Annotated in this window: 9 protein-coding genes; all 9 read left to right on the plus strand. The window is 61.0% G+C overall.

Annotated features, from left to right (window positions below; genetic code table 11):
- Positions 1–249: 249 nt before the first annotated feature.
- The 9 genes from ACA060_RS07615 to ACA060_RS07655 all read left to right on the plus strand — a co-directional run bounded on the left by ACA060_RS07615 (position 250) and on the right by ACA060_RS07655 (position 14,264).
- Positions 250–1,815: a sigma-54-dependent transcriptional regulator gene (locus tag ACA060_RS07615; protein WP_497297999.1), complete on the plus strand. Its 1,566-nt coding sequence runs from the start codon at positions 250–252 to the stop codon at positions 1,813–1,815.
- Between the two features lie 369 nt (positions 1,816–2,184).
- On the plus strand, positions 2,185–2,925 hold the full coding sequence (locus ACA060_RS07620; RefSeq protein WP_109628549.1) for a flagellar basal body rod protein FlgF: 741 nt from the start codon (positions 2,185–2,187) through the stop codon (positions 2,923–2,925).
- Between the two features lie 45 nt (positions 2,926–2,970).
- Positions 2,971–3,756, plus strand: coding sequence for a flagellar basal-body rod protein FlgG (gene flgG / locus ACA060_RS07625; RefSeq protein WP_219097700.1), 786 nt, complete (start codon positions 2,971–2,973; stop codon positions 3,754–3,756).
- Positions 3,757–3,807: 51 nt separating this feature from the next.
- Positions 3,808–4,503 (plus strand): flagellar basal body L-ring protein FlgH, encoded by a 696-nt coding sequence (flgH, locus tag ACA060_RS07630; protein WP_219097699.1) that lies wholly within the window; start codon positions 3,808–3,810, stop codon positions 4,501–4,503.
- 27 nt (positions 4,504–4,530) lie between these two features.
- The gene (locus ACA060_RS07635; protein ID WP_219097715.1) at positions 4,531–5,619 is read left to right on the plus strand and encodes a flagellar basal body P-ring protein FlgI; all 1,089 of its coding nucleotides are present in this window, start codon (positions 4,531–4,533) and stop codon (positions 5,617–5,619) included.
- A gap of 11 nt (positions 5,620–5,630) precedes the next feature.
- Positions 5,631–6,929 (plus strand): flagellar assembly peptidoglycan hydrolase FlgJ, encoded by a 1,299-nt coding sequence (gene flgJ, locus ACA060_RS07640; RefSeq protein WP_497316394.1) that lies wholly within the window; start codon positions 5,631–5,633, stop codon positions 6,927–6,929.
- Positions 6,930–6,952: 23 nt separating this feature from the next.
- The gene (gene flgK / locus ACA060_RS07645) at positions 6,953–9,019 is read left to right on the plus strand and encodes a flagellar hook-associated protein FlgK (protein ID WP_497316396.1); all 2,067 of its coding nucleotides are present in this window, start codon (positions 6,953–6,955) and stop codon (positions 9,017–9,019) included.
- A 13-nt stretch (positions 9,020–9,032) separates the two neighbouring features.
- The gene (locus ACA060_RS07650) at positions 9,033–10,598 is read left to right on the plus strand and encodes a flagellar hook-associated protein 3 (RefSeq protein WP_497316398.1); all 1,566 of its coding nucleotides are present in this window, start codon (positions 9,033–9,035) and stop codon (positions 10,596–10,598) included.
- Positions 10,599–10,691: 93 nt separating this feature from the next.
- A complete protein-coding gene (locus ACA060_RS07655) occupies positions 10,692–14,264 on the plus strand; it encodes a glycosyltransferase (protein ID WP_497316400.1) in 3,573 nt (1,190 codons plus the stop codon).
- The last annotated feature ends 822 nt before the right edge of the window (positions 14,265–15,086 follow it).

Raw genomic sequence — 15,086 nt, forward strand, 5'->3', positions numbered from 1 at the left:
GTAAAGTATTCGTTACGGTTTGGCGCCTATGGCGCAGCTATTGAGATTTGCGGGTTTGAAACGGCGCACAGGTGTCACATAATCTTGACGACTATCTGAGTGCCCCATCAGAAAAATCGGGCGCTAACCCTGTGGGAGCCAGCCTGCTGGCGATAGCGGTGTGTCATTCGACATCAACATCGCCTGATGCGACGCCATCGCCAGCAGGCTGGCTCCCACAGGTCAATCATCGTTTATCAGGCCTTTTATATGCGTATCAAAGTCCACTGCCAGAACCGCATCGGCATCCTGCGCGACATTCTCAACTTGCTGGTCGAGTACGGGATCAACGTCGCTCGCGGCGAGGTCGGCGGAGAGCATGGCAACGCGATCTACCTGCATTGCCCGAACCTGATCAACATTCAGTTCCAGGCATTGCGTCCGAAATTCGAGTCGATTGCCGGGGTGTTTGGTGTCAAGCGTGTAGGGCTGATGCCCAGCGAGCGTCGGCACATGGAGCTCAATGCCTTACTCGGTGCGTTGGAGTTTCCGGTGTTGTCGATCGACATGGGCGGCTCCATCGTCGCGGCCAACCGTGCGGCGGCGCAGTTGCTGGGTGTGCGGGTCGATGAGGTGCCGGGCATTCCGCTGTCCCGATATGCCGAGGATTTCGACTTGCCGGAACTGGTGCGCGCCAACAAGTCGCGGATCAACGGGCTACGGGTCAAGGTCAAGGGCGACGTGTTTCTCGCCGACATCGCGCCGCTGCAATCGGAGCATGACGACAGCGAAGCCATGGCCGGGGCGGTGCTGACGCTGCACCGGGCTGATCGGGTCGGTGAGCGCATCTATAACGTGCGCAAACAGGAACTGCGTGGGTTCGACAGCATCTTCCAGAGCTCCAAAGTCATGGCCGCCGTGGTGCGCGAGGCTCGACGCATGGCGCCGCTGGATGCGCCGCTGTTGATAGAAGGCGAAACCGGCACCGGTAAAGAGTTGTTGGCGCGTGCCTGTCACCTGGCGAGCCCTCGCGGTCAATCACCCTTGATGGCACTCAACTGCGCCGGTCTGCCGGAATCGATGGCCGAGACCGAGCTGTTCGGTTACGGCCCCGGCGCTTTCGAAGGGGCGCGAGCCGAAGGCAAGCTTGGGCTGCTGGAGCTGACGGCGGGCGGTACGCTGTTTCTCGATGGCGTCGGGGAAATGAGCCCGCGCTTGCAGGTGAAATTGTTGCGTTTCCTGCAGGACGGATGCTTCCGTCGTGTGGGCAGTGATGAAGAGGTTTACCTGGATGTGCGGGTGATCTGCGCGACGCAGGTGGACTTGTCCGAGTTGTGCGCGCGGGGTGAGTTTCGCCAGGACCTGTATCACCGCTTGAACGTGTTGTCGCTGCATATCCCGCCGCTGCGTGAATGCCTCGACGGTTTGACGCCGCTGGTGGAGCACTTCCTCGACCAGGCCAGCCGGCAGATCGGCTGCCCGTTGCCGAAACTGGCGCCGGCGGCAATGGAGCGGCTGAGTCATTACCACTGGCCGGGCAATGTCCGGCAGTTGGAGAACGTGTTGTTCCAGGCGGTTTCCCTGTGCGAGGGCGGGACCGTGAAAGCCGAGCACATTCGCTTGCCGGATTACGGCGTGCGTCAGCCGCTTGGCGATTTCTCCCTCGAGGGCGGGCTGGATGCGATTGTCGGGCGCTTTGAGAAAGCGGTGCTGGAACGGCTGTATTCCGAGCATCCGAGCAGTCGGCAACTGGGCAAGCGCTTGGGGGTTTCCCATACGACCATTGCCAACAAGTTGCGTGAGTATGAAGTCGGAAAAGAACCCGGCAACACCTAGGTCCCTGTAGCAGCTGTCGAGCACCGCGAGGCAGCGTTCGGCTGCGCAGCAGTCGTGAAGCCAGACACCGCGGTGTGTCAGGAAAACCTTGCATGCCGGATTTGCGACGGCTTCGTCGCCGAACGCTGCCTCGCGGTGCTCGACAGCTGCTACAAGGGTTCGGTTGAGCCCGTGGAGTCGGCACTTGCCACCAAACGGCATAACTCCGCCGGTTTTTCGTCTCCGATACATTTCCCCAATTCCCGCAAAACCCCTCAAGTCCTTTGTTTGCCGGGCCTCGCGTCGTCAGAAAAAAGTTGGTCTGTAAATTGCTTGTCGCTCAGCAGTACAGCGGTGGACGGCAAACGTCCGGCATGCAGAGGAAAGAGCGTGGATAAGTACCTTTATGTGGCAATGACCGGCGCCAGCCAGAATGCACTGGCGCAGAAGGCTCATGCCAACAACCTGGCAAACATCTCCACCAACGGTTTTCAGAAGGACCTGGAACAGGCCCGCTCGATGCCGGTGTTTGGTGACAGCTTTCCGGCGCGTGCGTTTGCCATGACCGAGCGACCGGCCACCGACTTCTCTCCAGGTTCGCTGGTTCAAACCGGTCGTGACCTCGACGTCGCGGTGCAAGGCAATGGCTGGATCGCCGTGCAGACCCCCGATGGCGCAGAAAGCTACGTGCGCACCGGCAGCCTGAACGTGGACGCCCTGGGCGTGCTGCGGGCCGGCAACGGTATGCCGGTGATGGGCAATGGCGGACCGATCGCCGTGCCGCCCGAGCAGCAGATCGAAGTCGGCGAAGACGGCACCATCAGCATCCGTGCGATGGGCGAAGGCCCGCGTGTGATGGCTGAAGTCGACCGCATCAAACTGGTCAACCCGGACCTGAAGAACATGACCAAGGGCCTGGACGGTTCGATCCACACCAAAGACGGCAAGCCGGCGCAAGCCGATGCGGGCGTCAAACTGGTGTCCGGGTTCCTTGAGTCGAGCAACGTCAATGCCGTGGAAGAAATGACCTCGGTGCTGGCGCTGGCCAAGCAGTTCGAGCTGCACATCAAGATGATGAACACCGCCAAAGACGATGACCAGGCCATGGCTCGGGTCTTGCAGATCAGCTAATTATCAGAACGTCGCGCCGTAAAACAGGCGCACGAGGAGAATCGAATGCTTCCGGCTCTATGGGTTGCCAAAACAGGTCTGTCCGCCCAGGACACCAACCTGACGACCATTTCCAACAACCTGGCGAACGTGTCGACCACGGGTTTCAAACGTGACCGCGCCGAGTTCCAGGACTTGCTCTATCAGATCAAACGCCAGCCAGGCGCCCAGTCGACCCAGGACAGCGAACTGCCGTCGGGTCTGCAAGTGGGTACCGGTGTGCGCATCGTCGGCACCCAGAAAAACTTCACCGCCGGCAGCCTGCAAACCACCGAGCAGCCGCTGGACCTGGCCGTCGACGGTCGCGGTTTCTTCCAGATCCTGCAGCCGGACGGCACCACGTCCTACACCCGTGACGGTACGTTCCACCTCGACTCCAACGGTCAGATCGTCAACGCCAGCGGCTTCGCCCTAGAACCGGCCATCGTCATTCCGAACGACGCGCAGACCTTCACGGTCGGTCGCGACGGCACCGTGTCCATCACCGTTCCGGGTAACCCGGCCAACCAGGTGATCGGCAACCTGCAAACCGCCGACTTCATCAACCCGGCCGGCCTGCAAGCCGTGGGGAACAACCTGTTCCTGGAAACCGCTGCCAGCGGCGCGCCGCAAATCGGTACGCCGGGCCTGAACGGTTTCGGTACCACGCTGCAGAACACCCTGGAAACGTCCAACGTCAGCACCGTTGAAGAGATGGTCAACATGATCACCACTCAGCGCGCCTACGAGATGAACTCCAAGGTGATCTCCACCGCCGACCAGATGCTCTCGTTCGTAACGCAGAATCTGTAATCAGTCTATGAGGCGACCATGAGGTCGCCTGCAACACCGTGAGGTAGGGTCATGAATCGCTTTGTATCTGTTCTGGCACTGAGTGGGGTCGTCGTGCTCGCGGGCTGCGTCGCTCCGCCGCCCAAGCCCAATGACCCTTACTACGCCCCGGTGTTGCCGCGCACGCCGCTGCCGGCTGCCGCCAATAACGGCTCGATCTACCAGGCCGGTTTCGAACAGAACCTGTACAGCGACCGCAAGGCGTTCCGGGTCGGTGACATCATCACCATCACGCTGAATGAGCGGACTCAGGCCAGCAAGAATGCCAACTCGCAAATCGGCAAGAACAGCAAGACCGACATCGGTCTGAGCTCGTTTTTCGGCGGTGGCCTGAGCACCAGCGATCCAGTGGGCAGCGGTAGTCTGAGCCTGGACGTCGGCTACGAAGGCGACCGCGCAACCAAGGGCGACAGTAAATCCGGGCAGAGCAACAGCCTGACCGGCTCGATCACCGTGACCGTCGCTGACGTGCTGCCCAACGGCATCATCGCCGTGCGCGGCGAGAAGTGGCTGACGCTCAACACCGGCGATGAGCTGGTGCGGATTGCTGGCATGGTGCGCTCCGATGACATCGCCACTGACAACACCGTGTCGTCGACCCGTGTCGCCGATGCGCGCATCACCTACTCGGGCACCGGTGCGTTCGCCGATGCGAGTCAGCCAGGCTGGTTCGACCGTTTCTTCCTCAGCCCGCTGTTCCCTTTCTAGGTGGCTACGTTGAATCTTAAACACCTGATGGTGGCCGCCCTGATGCTCTCGGCTGCGTTCAACGCGCAAGCCGAGCGGCTGAAGGATATCGCTAGTATTTCCGGCGTGCGTTCCAACCAATTGATCGGCTACGGCCTGGTGGTCGGGCTTAACGGCACCGGCGACCAGACGACGCAAACCCCATTCACCCTGCAGACCTTCAACAACATGCTCTCGCAGTTCGGCATCAAGGTGCCGCCGGGTTCGGGCAACGTGCAGCTGAAGAACGTCGCCGCCGTGTCGATCAGTGCTGATCTGCCGGCGTTTGCCAAGCCGGGTCAGCAGGTCGACATCACCGTTGCATCGATCGGTAACTCCAAGAGCCTGCGCGGCGGCACCTTGCTGCTGACGCCGCTTAAAGGTATCGACGGCAACGTCTACGCGATCGCCCAGGGCAACCTGGTGGTCGGCGGTTTTGATGCCGAAGGTCGCGACGGTTCGAAGATTACCGTCAACGTTCCGTCGGCCGGTCGTATTCCGGGCGGTGCCTCGGTGGAACGTTCGGTACCGAGCGGTTTCAACCAGGGCAACAGCCTGACCCTGAACCTCAATCGTTCGGACTTCACCACGGCCAAGCGCATCGTCGACAAGATCAACGACATGCTCGGCCCCGGCGTGGCCCAAGCCATCGACGGCGGTTCGATCCGTGTCAGCGCGCCGCTCGATCCGAGTCAGCGCGTCGACTATCTGTCTATCCTCGAGAACCTTGAAGTCGACCCGGGTCAGGCGGTGGCGAAAGTCATCATCAACTCGCGCACCGGCACCATCGTGATTGGCCAGAACGTCAAGGTTTCGCCGGCCGCCGTGACTCACGGCAGCCTGACAGTGACCATCACCGAAGACCCGATCGTCAGCCAGCCCGGCCCTCTGTCCAATGGCCAGACCGCCGTCGTGCCGCGCTCGCGGGTCAACGCCCAGCAAGAAGCCAAGCCGATGTTCAAGTTCGGCCCGGGCACCACCCTCGACGAGATCGTGCGGGCGGTGAACCAGGTCGGCGCGGCGCCGGGTGACTTGATGGCGATCCTCGAGGCACTGAAGCAGGCCGGCGCGTTGCAAGCCGACTTGATCGTGATCTGAGGACAGCGACCATGGATATGCGCAAGGGCGGCCTGGGTGTCAGCAGCAACGATTCGGGCTCCTATTCGGACTTGAATCGTTTGAACCAGCTCAAGGTCGGCGACAAGGACAGTGACGCGAACATGCGCAAAGTGGCGCAGGAATTCGAGTCGCTGTTCCTCGGTGAAATGCTCAAGTCCATGCGCTCGGCCACCGATGCGCTGGGCAAGGACAATCCGCTCAACACGCCGGCGGCCAAGCAATACCAGGAAATGTACGACCAGCAGTTGGCCGTTTCCATGTCCCGCGAGGGCGGCGGTATTGGTCTGGCAGACGTGCTGATGCGGCAGATGTCGAAGAACAAACCGCTGGCGCCGGGCGAGGCTGCGGCCTTGTCCGCCGCCAAGCAGGAAGCGGCGAAAGCCGCGGTGCCAACGCCGATTGCCGCAGGCACCGTCGCCACCGACGGTCCGCTGTCGCGGCTCAATGGTCAGCGTCCGTTGTGGGCCTCGCGTTCGGTGAAAGCGCCGACAGGCGAGGGCACCCATCACAATGACATGGAGCTGATCAATCAGCGCCGTCTGGCCTTGCCGCCGAAACTGGCCGATCGCTTGCTCGCCGGCCTGGTGCCTTCGGCAACGACGACCGCCGCGACAACTCCGAACAAAACCTTGCTGCCTGAACGCGCCGCGACGCCGGTAGTGACCGGTGCCGGGCCACTGTTCAATGGTGACTGGCTGCCTTCGCCAACCGATAACAAATCGAGCGGACGCTTGCAGGTTTACGGTCGTGCGATGGCGCAGATTCCACTGGCGCCTCCGAAGAAAGCCTTCAGCTCCGCCGACGAATTCGTCAACACCATGCTGCCGATGGCCAAGGAAGCCGCCGACCGTATCGGCGTCGATCCGCGTTACCTGGTGGCCCAGGCGGCCCTGGAAACCGGTTGGGGCAAATCGGTCATGCGCGCCCAGGATGGCAGCAGCAGCCACAACCTGTTCGGCATCAAGGCCAGCAGCAGTTGGAAGGGTGAGTCGGCACGCGCAATCACCAGCGAATTCAGGAATGGCGAGATGGTCAAGGAGACGGCCGAGTTCCGTTCCTACGACTCGTATAAAGACAGCTTCCATGACCTGGTGACTTTGCTGCAAACCAATAATCGCTATCAAGATGTTCTGAAGTCTGCCGATAACCCAGAACAGTTTGTACGCGAGCTGCAGAAAGCCGGTTATGCAACCGACCCGGCCTACGCAAGCAAGATTTCGCAGATAGCCAAGCAGATGACGAGTTACCAAAACTACGCTGCGGCGGGCGCTTCCACTACGCCTCTATAGGCACAAGGCATAAGGTCTGAACCATGAGTTTGCTCAATATCGGGATGTCGGGTCTGGCCGCAGGCCAATCCTCGTTGATGACTACCGGCAATAACATTGCCAACGCCGACACCGCCGGTTACTCACGCCAGCAAACCGTGCAGGGCACCAAAGCCTCGAATCAGTTCGGCAATGTCTACATCGGCACCGGTACGACCCTGGCCGATGTGCGCCGCGTCTATAACAGCTACCTCGATGCGCAACTGCAGACCACCACCTCGCTCAACAGCGATGCGGCCGCGTACGCCGGGCAGATCAGCCCGCTCGACGCCTTGCTCTCGGACAGCGGCACCGGCCTCAATGGCGCCCTGACCAAGTTCTTCGCCTCGGTGCAGAACGTCAACGCCAAGCCGGGTGATGACGCGTCGCGTCAATTGCTGCTTAGCGATGCCCAGGCGTTGAGCAATCGTTTCAACTCAGTGTCCAGCCAGTTGACCCAGCAGAACGCGAGCGTCAACGGCAACCTGACGAACATGGCCGACCAGGTCAACAAACTCGCCGCCACCGTGGCGCAGTTGAACCAGAAGATTTCCGAGATTTCCAAGGCCGGCGGCATGCCGAACGAGCTGCTCGATGCGCGTAACGAAACCGTGCGTCAGCTCTCCACCTTCACCGGTGCGCAGGTCATCGAGCGCGAGGGTAACCTCGACGTTTACCTGGGCAGCGGCCAGCCGCTGGTCATGGGCGGCACCGCCAGCACCCTGTCCGTGGCACCCAGCCTGAACGATCCTTCGCGCATGGGCATTCAGCTCAATCGCAACGGCACCACCGTCGACATCACCTCGGTCATGACCGGTGGTGAAATGGGCGGTCTGCTGCGTTATCGCAGCACCGTGCTGGACCCGGCCATGAACGAACTGGGCCGCGTGGCCCTGGTGGTCGCCGATCAGATGAACAGCCTCCAGGCACAGGGCATCGACAAGAACGGTGCGTTCGGCTCGAACCTGTTCAACAGCATCAACAGTGCCGCGCAGATGGCCAGCCGCAGTGTCGCCACCGTCGGCAACAGCGCCGGTTCAGGCAACTTTGATGTGACCATCGCGGACAGCGGCAAGCTGACCATCAACGATTACAAGGTCACCTTCACCAGCGGCACCAACTACACCGTTTCGCGTCTGCCGGATGGCACGTCCATGGGCGCTTTCAGCACCCTGACCACGCCACCGCCGGTGATCGACGGTTTCTCGCTGAAGCTTTCCGGCGGCACCGCCGCGGCGGGCGACACGTTCAAGATCACCCCGACCCGCAACGCGGCGGAGAACATCAAGACCGAGATGACCGACTCCAAGCGTCTGGCCATCGCGGCACCGTTGAGCGCGGCCATCACGCCGGGCGGCAGCGGTACCCTGACGATCCCGGCCAGCGGTCAACCGACCCTGACCACGAAGCTCGATATTTACGATGCCGCCACCACCACGGCGATCCAGAACGGCATCAAGAACTCGACGCCAGTCAAAGTGGTATTCGGTGCGCCATCGGCCGACGGCACCAGCCAGACTTACCAGTTGCTGGACGCCAAAGGCGTGCAGATCAGCACCGGCACCATCAAGCCAAACCAGAACAATACCCTGAGCCTGAGCATCCCTCTCAAGGATTCCGCGGGTGTGCCGATCATGGACCCGGGTCCGCCGGCCGTGCAGCGTACCGCGACCTTCGACATGACCGTGGCCGGCTCGCCGGGCACCGGCAGCGCGATCGACATCAACGTCGCGCAGCCAGGCACGATGGACAACCGCAACGGCACCGCCCTGGCCGGTTTGCAAACCAAGCAGGTCGTGGACACCGGGAGCGCCAGCAAAGGCATTTCCCTGACCGACGCCTACGGCAAACTGGTTGAAGGCGTGGGTGCAAAAGCCGCTCAGGGCAAGCTCGACAGTGCCGCCACCGGCGCCATCCTGGCCAATGCCAAAGGCGCTCGCGACTCGTTGTCCGGTGTCGACCTCGATGAGGAAACCGGCAACCTGGTCAAATATCAGCAGTACTACACCGCCTCTTCGCAGATCATCAAGGCTGCGCAGGAAATCTTCAGCACACTGATCAACAGTCTTTAAGGAGTCGTAGCCCATGCGCATTTCTACCGCCCAGTTTTACGAGTCCTCTGCTGCGAACTACCAGAAGAACTTCGCCAACGTAGTCAAAAGCAGCGAAGAGGCCAGCAGCCTGGTTCGCGTCAACACCGCCGCCGATGATCCGGTCGGCGCTTCGCGCCTGCTGCAATTGGGCCAACAGGCGTCAATGCTCGATCAGTACAAGGCCAACACCAACACCCTCAAGGCGACCCTGGGTCAGACCGAAGCGGTGATGACCAGCATCAACAACGTGCTGCAGCGCGCCCAGGAACTGGCGGTCGGTGCCGGCAACGGTGGCTACACCGATGCCGACCGTCAGGCCAACGCCAAAGAGCTGGGTCAGATCGAAGAACAGTTGCTGGGCCTGATGAACAGCAAGGACGAGAACGGCAAATACATCTTCGCCGGTTCCAAGGGCGATACCGCGCCGTTCTCGCGCAACAGCGATGGCACCTACAGCTACAACGGTGACCAGGTGACCCTTGACCTGGCGATCGGCGACACCATGTCGATGGCGACCAACAGCACCGGTTGGGAAGTGTTCCAGCAGGCGATCAATACCAGCCGCAGCCAGGTCACCATGACCGCGCCGGCCGTGGATGACGGCCGCGTGGTCCTGTCCAATGGCCAGGTGTCGTCGAGCGTGACCTACAACAGCAAATTCCGTGCGGGCGAACCGTACACCGTCGACTTCGTCAGCGGTACCCAGTTGAAAATCACCGACTCGGGCGGTAACGACGTGACCGCCGAGGCCAGTCAGGGCGGTGCGTTCGACCCGGCTGCCAAAGCCGGCCAGGGCGTGTCTTTCCGCGGTGTCGAGTTGACCCTGAACATCAACCTGGCGGCCGGCGATAACGCGGCGACCGTATTGCCGGGCCACAGTTTCACTCTGGCGGCCAAGCCTGACACCTTCACGGCAACCCGCAGCCCGGGCAACCCGTCAGCGACTCAAGTGACCGGCAGCAGCATCACCAACCCGGCGGCTTACCACGCCAGTTTCCCGACCGGTTCGGCGGTGATGAAATTCACCAGTGCCACCGCATTCGATTTGTACGCGGCACCGCTGACAGCCGACAGCAAGCCAGTGTCTTCCGGCACTGTGGTGGCGGGCGTTGCCACCGCCTCGGGCGTGAGCTTCAACCTGGCCGGCACACCGGCGGCAGGCGATCAGTTCAGCGTGGCCGTCAATACACACGAAACCCAGAACATTCTGGACACCGTGAGCCAGTTGAAGTCTGCGCTGAACACGCCAACCAATGGCGACCCGATCCTGACCCAGAAGCTGCAAGCCTCCCTCGCTTCGGGCATCGGTAACCTGGCGAGCGGCAGCGATCAGTTGTCCAGTGCGCTGAGTTCGGTGGGCGGTCGCGGTTCGGCCCTGGATACCCAGAGCGACACCAACCAGAGCCTGGTACTGGCCAACGCCCAGACCCAGTCGTCGATCCGCGATTCCGATCCGGCCGCTGTGATGACTCGTCTGACCTTGCAGCAAACCATGTTGCAAGCGTCGCAACTGGCCTTCAGCAAGATTGCTCAGCTGGGCTTGTTCAACAAGATCTGAGTCTGTGCCTGTCGAGCTGCCAACCGTCTTTTCCTAAGCGGTTACGAAGCCTCTGCCTGAAAGGGCAGGGGCTCGCCGCTCGAGAGTTTCGTCGTGAATCAATACCCTTTAGTCAGTATCGTCATCCCCGCCTACAACCCGCGCTTCTTCAGCCAGGCGCTGGAAAGTTCGCTCGCTCAAACGTATGAGAACGTCGAAATCGTCATCTGTGACGATTCGTCTTCTGACGAGATTCGCGACATCGTCGAGTCGTTTGCCGACCCCGTGCACACCGTTCGTTACCTGCGTAACCCGAAGCGTCTTGGCCTGCAAAAGAACCTGCTGCGCTGCGTCAAGGAAGCTCGTGGGGAGTTCATCAAAGTGTTGTGCGACGACGACCGTCTGTTCACGCCCAGCATCGAGATGCAAGCCCGGGTACTGATCGACCATCCCGACGCCACCCTCGTTTGTGGCCTGCGGATGATGAGCGATGCCAACAATTTCATCTTGCCGCCACGCATCGATAACTGCCGGTTTTCGCCCCTCGATTCGCTGCTCAAAGGCGATGACATGTTGGCGATTTTCGAGAGCACACCGAAAAATTTCATCGGCAACTTCAGCTCGACTTTGATGCGTCGTGCCGATGTGCTGGAGCTGTTGCCTGCGTTGATTCAGGAAGGTTCCGGCTTTGTCGCGATGCTCGATTTTGCGTTGTTCGTGTGCCTGTTGCGTCGCGGTAACCTGGTGGCGATAAACACGGTGCTGAGTACCGAGCGTCTGTACCCGGAGCGCCTGAGCAAAACCCTGGAAATGACTCGGGCCGCCGTGCAGGAATGGGAATGGCTGGCGCAAATGCTGACAGCACGCGGCGGCGAGTCGGCACCGGCCTCGGGTTGGGTGCGCAGCGTTGAGTTGAGCAAGGCCTCTTATGAGCCGCGCCAGTGGGAAGAGTTGTGTGTGGTGCGCGTGTTGGGCAACCGCAACACCGTGGTCAATGGTCGAGTGGGTGGCAATAGCGAAAGCTATGCCGAGTTCTATCGCGAGTGGCTGTCGGTTCGCAAATTCAACCCGGCTGAAGCGCGGCACATGCCGGAACGTATCAGCCGCTGGGCCGTGCGTCCGAACCTGGTGCCGATCATCATCGACACTGAATCCGACAGCGTTGCGCTCAACGCCACGCTAGCCAGCATCGGCACTCAACTGTACGCACCGCAAGCAGTGATCGTGCTGTCCAACGCTGACTGCGATGCCAACGACAAGGTGCTGCAGCTACCGTTTGAGGACAACTGGTCGCAACAGCTCAATGGCGTGGTGCCGCAACTCGAAGGCGCGCACTGGTTTTATCTGCTGCGGGCGGGTGACACGCTACGTGAGTCGGCGTTGCTGGTGCTGGCCGAACGCATCGCCGGTACGCCAGGCATGCTTTGCGCCTACAGCGATGAAGGCGCGCTGGTCGAAGGTGAGTCCATCGAACCGGTGTTCAAGCCGGGTTTCAATCTCGACCTCATGCGTTCTTATCCTTACATCGGGCGGGCGCTGGCGTTCGAGCGTCAGCGCTTTCTGGCGGTGGGTGGCTTCGATTCGGCTCACGGCGAACTGGCGCCGCATGATCTGCTCTGGCGCCTGGTTGAAGAGGCCGGGTTGCACACCATCGAGCACATTGCCGAGATTCAGGTGGAGTCGACCCTGACCTTTGCCGATTGGCTGTCGTTGCCTGAAGTGATTGAGGGCAGTGAGGCGGTGGTCAGCGCGCACTTGACCCGCATCGGTCTCGAGCACCGGATTCGCAATGAAGAGTTGCCGCTGCTCAAACGCATCGATTACCTGCACGCTCACCGGCCTGTGGTCTCGATCATCATTGCCGCGGGCACCTCGCTGTCGGCCTTGCAGCGTTGCACCGAAAGCCTGATCGAAAAGACCACTTACACCGAATACGAGATCCTGATTGTCGATGAGGGGCGCGGTGATGCGGCGATGGCCGAATGGCTGGGCGCCATGGCTCAGTTGGGCGCGGCCATGCTGCGGGTGCTGCGTTATGACGGGCGCTCCGGTGAGGCCGCCATCGTCAACTTCGCTGCCTGCCAGGCACGTGGCGAGTACCTGCTGACGCTCAGCCCGCGCAGTGTGATTTGTGCGGACGACTGGCTCGCTGAACTGCTCAATCACGCGCAGCGTCCGGAAGTCGGCGTTGTGGGCGCGCGGTTGCTGGGTGCCAACGGTGCGATCGTCTCCGCCGGTCTGATTCTGGGGTTGGCCGGGCCTGCCAATTCGCCATTTTTCGGCGAGCATGCCAGTGCCCGAGGCTACATGCAGCGTCTGCAGGTGGCGCAGAACTGGAGCGCTGTCAGCAGTGATTGCCTGATGGTGCGCAAAGAGGTGTTCGACAGCCTGGGTCAGCTGGATGAGGCTAAATTCAACCTTGGGCTCGGCGGTGTTGATCTGTGCCTCCGGGCGGATAAAAACGGCTACCTGATCGTCTGGACACCTTTTGCGACCGTGATGATGGGTGAAGAAACCTCGCCCGCAACCTCGCCGGCCGATGTACAGGCGCAGGTGCTTGAGCACGAAACCTTCTACAAAAAGTGGCTGCCGAAAATCTCCCGTGATCCGGCCTACAACCCGGCGCTGACGCTCGGTGTGGCGAGCTTCAGTCTGGAGCCTTCGCTGCGCAACAACTGGAACCCGTTCTGCCATCGCGACCTGCCGCTGATTCTCGGCTTGCCGGTCAATGAATCAGCGATCGGGCATTACCGTGTGACCGCGCCTCTGGCCGAGCTTGAGGCCGCCGGGCGAGTCATTTCGCGAGTGGCCTACGAGTCGCCGTCGACCGTGGAAATCGAGCGGCTGTCGCCGGACACCATTATCTTGCAGGGGCGCTATAGCGACGGTTCGGCGGCAGACATTCTGCGCATGAAGAAATACTCCAGCGCCCTGCGGATTTTCGAGCTGGACGACTACATTATCAGCACGCCGAAAAAGAACACCCACGCCCGCAACAAGCCGATCAACACCGAGCAGATGTTGCGTGAGTGCGTTGCTCTGTGCGACCGCGTCGTGGTGACCACGCAGGCGCTGGCCGATTCGCTGTCGAGCATGCACAGCGAGATACGCGTGGTGCCCAACATGTTGCCGCCAGATCCGTGGGCGACGCTGACCAGTCAGCGTCGCACCTCGAAAAAACCACGGGTTGGCTGGGGCGGTGGCACCAGCCACACCGGCGACCTGGAAATCATTGCCGACGTGGTTCGCGAACTGGCCAATGAGGTGGAGTGGGTGTTCTTTGGCATGTGCCCGGACGCTTTGCGCCCGTACATCCATGAGTTCTATGGCACGATCGATTTGCAGAGTTACCCGTACAAGCTGGCGAGCTTGAACCTTGATCTCGCCTTGGCACCGTTGGAGTTTCATATCTTCAATGACTGCAAAAGCAATTTGCGGTTGCTGGAATATGGCGCGTGCGGTTATCCGGTGATTTGCACTGATACCCGGGCGTATGACGGGTTCCTGCCGTGTACCAAGGTGGTGAGTAACAGTACTGAGGAGTGGTTGCAGGCGATTCGTATGCACCTGGCTGATCCGGATGCCAGCTATCGCATGGGGGATCAATTGCGGGAGGCGGTGCATCGGGACTTTATGTTGCGGGGGGATAATCTGCAGCACTGGCTTTGGGGGTGGTTGCCGGATTGATTGATTGATTGTTTGGTGTACATATCCGTTTCTGCGGTAACGGCGGCTGGCGGTTTCGCCCTTACGGCGACTCACTTTTTTTTCAAACGCCAAAAAAAAGTAAGCAAAAAAAGGCTCGCCCCGAGCGTCCGGCCCCTCGCCTGGGCTCGGCGTTCCTTCGCTGCGGTATCCATCCGGGGACACTGCCCTCCGGTCTGCTTCGCGACGACCTACATGCAGCGTGTTCGACTGCGTCGAACGGCGCTGCGCGCCACTCCCCGGATGAACACCTCCACTCAGCCTCCCGAAGGGGCGGGCAGATCAAGATCAAAAGCTGAAGGCGAGCTAACGCTCGGCCTGATGAGTGGTGAGAAGCGGAAGGCGTACGCCGATCCATTGTGGGAGCTGGCCTGCCAGCGATGGCGGCCTGACAGCCGACCTATCTCTTGCAGGTGTACACCAAACCCCTGTGGGAGCTGGCCTGCCAGCGATGTCGGCCCGACAGCCGACCTGTTCTTTCGGATGTACGCAAGCTTCTCGACGGCTGCGATCCTTTTGGCTTTGGCTTTGGCTTTGGCTTTGGCTTTGGCTTTGGCTTTTGACGTTGATCTTGATCTCTCGCCCCTTCGGCAGGCCGAGCGTAGGTGTTCATCAGGGGGTTAGGCGCGTAGCGCCGTGCGGCGGAAACGCTCAGGGCGTGAAGCAGACCGTAGGCGATGCCCCCTGATGGACACCGTAGCGAGGGAACGCGGAGCCTCAGCGAGGCGCCGTACGCCGGGGCGAAGCCTTTTGCTTACTTTTCGGCGTCTGGAAAAGTGAGTCGCTGTAAGAGCGAAACCATAA

It is taken from the genome of Pseudomonas sp. LBUM1671 (assembly GCF_059695685.1).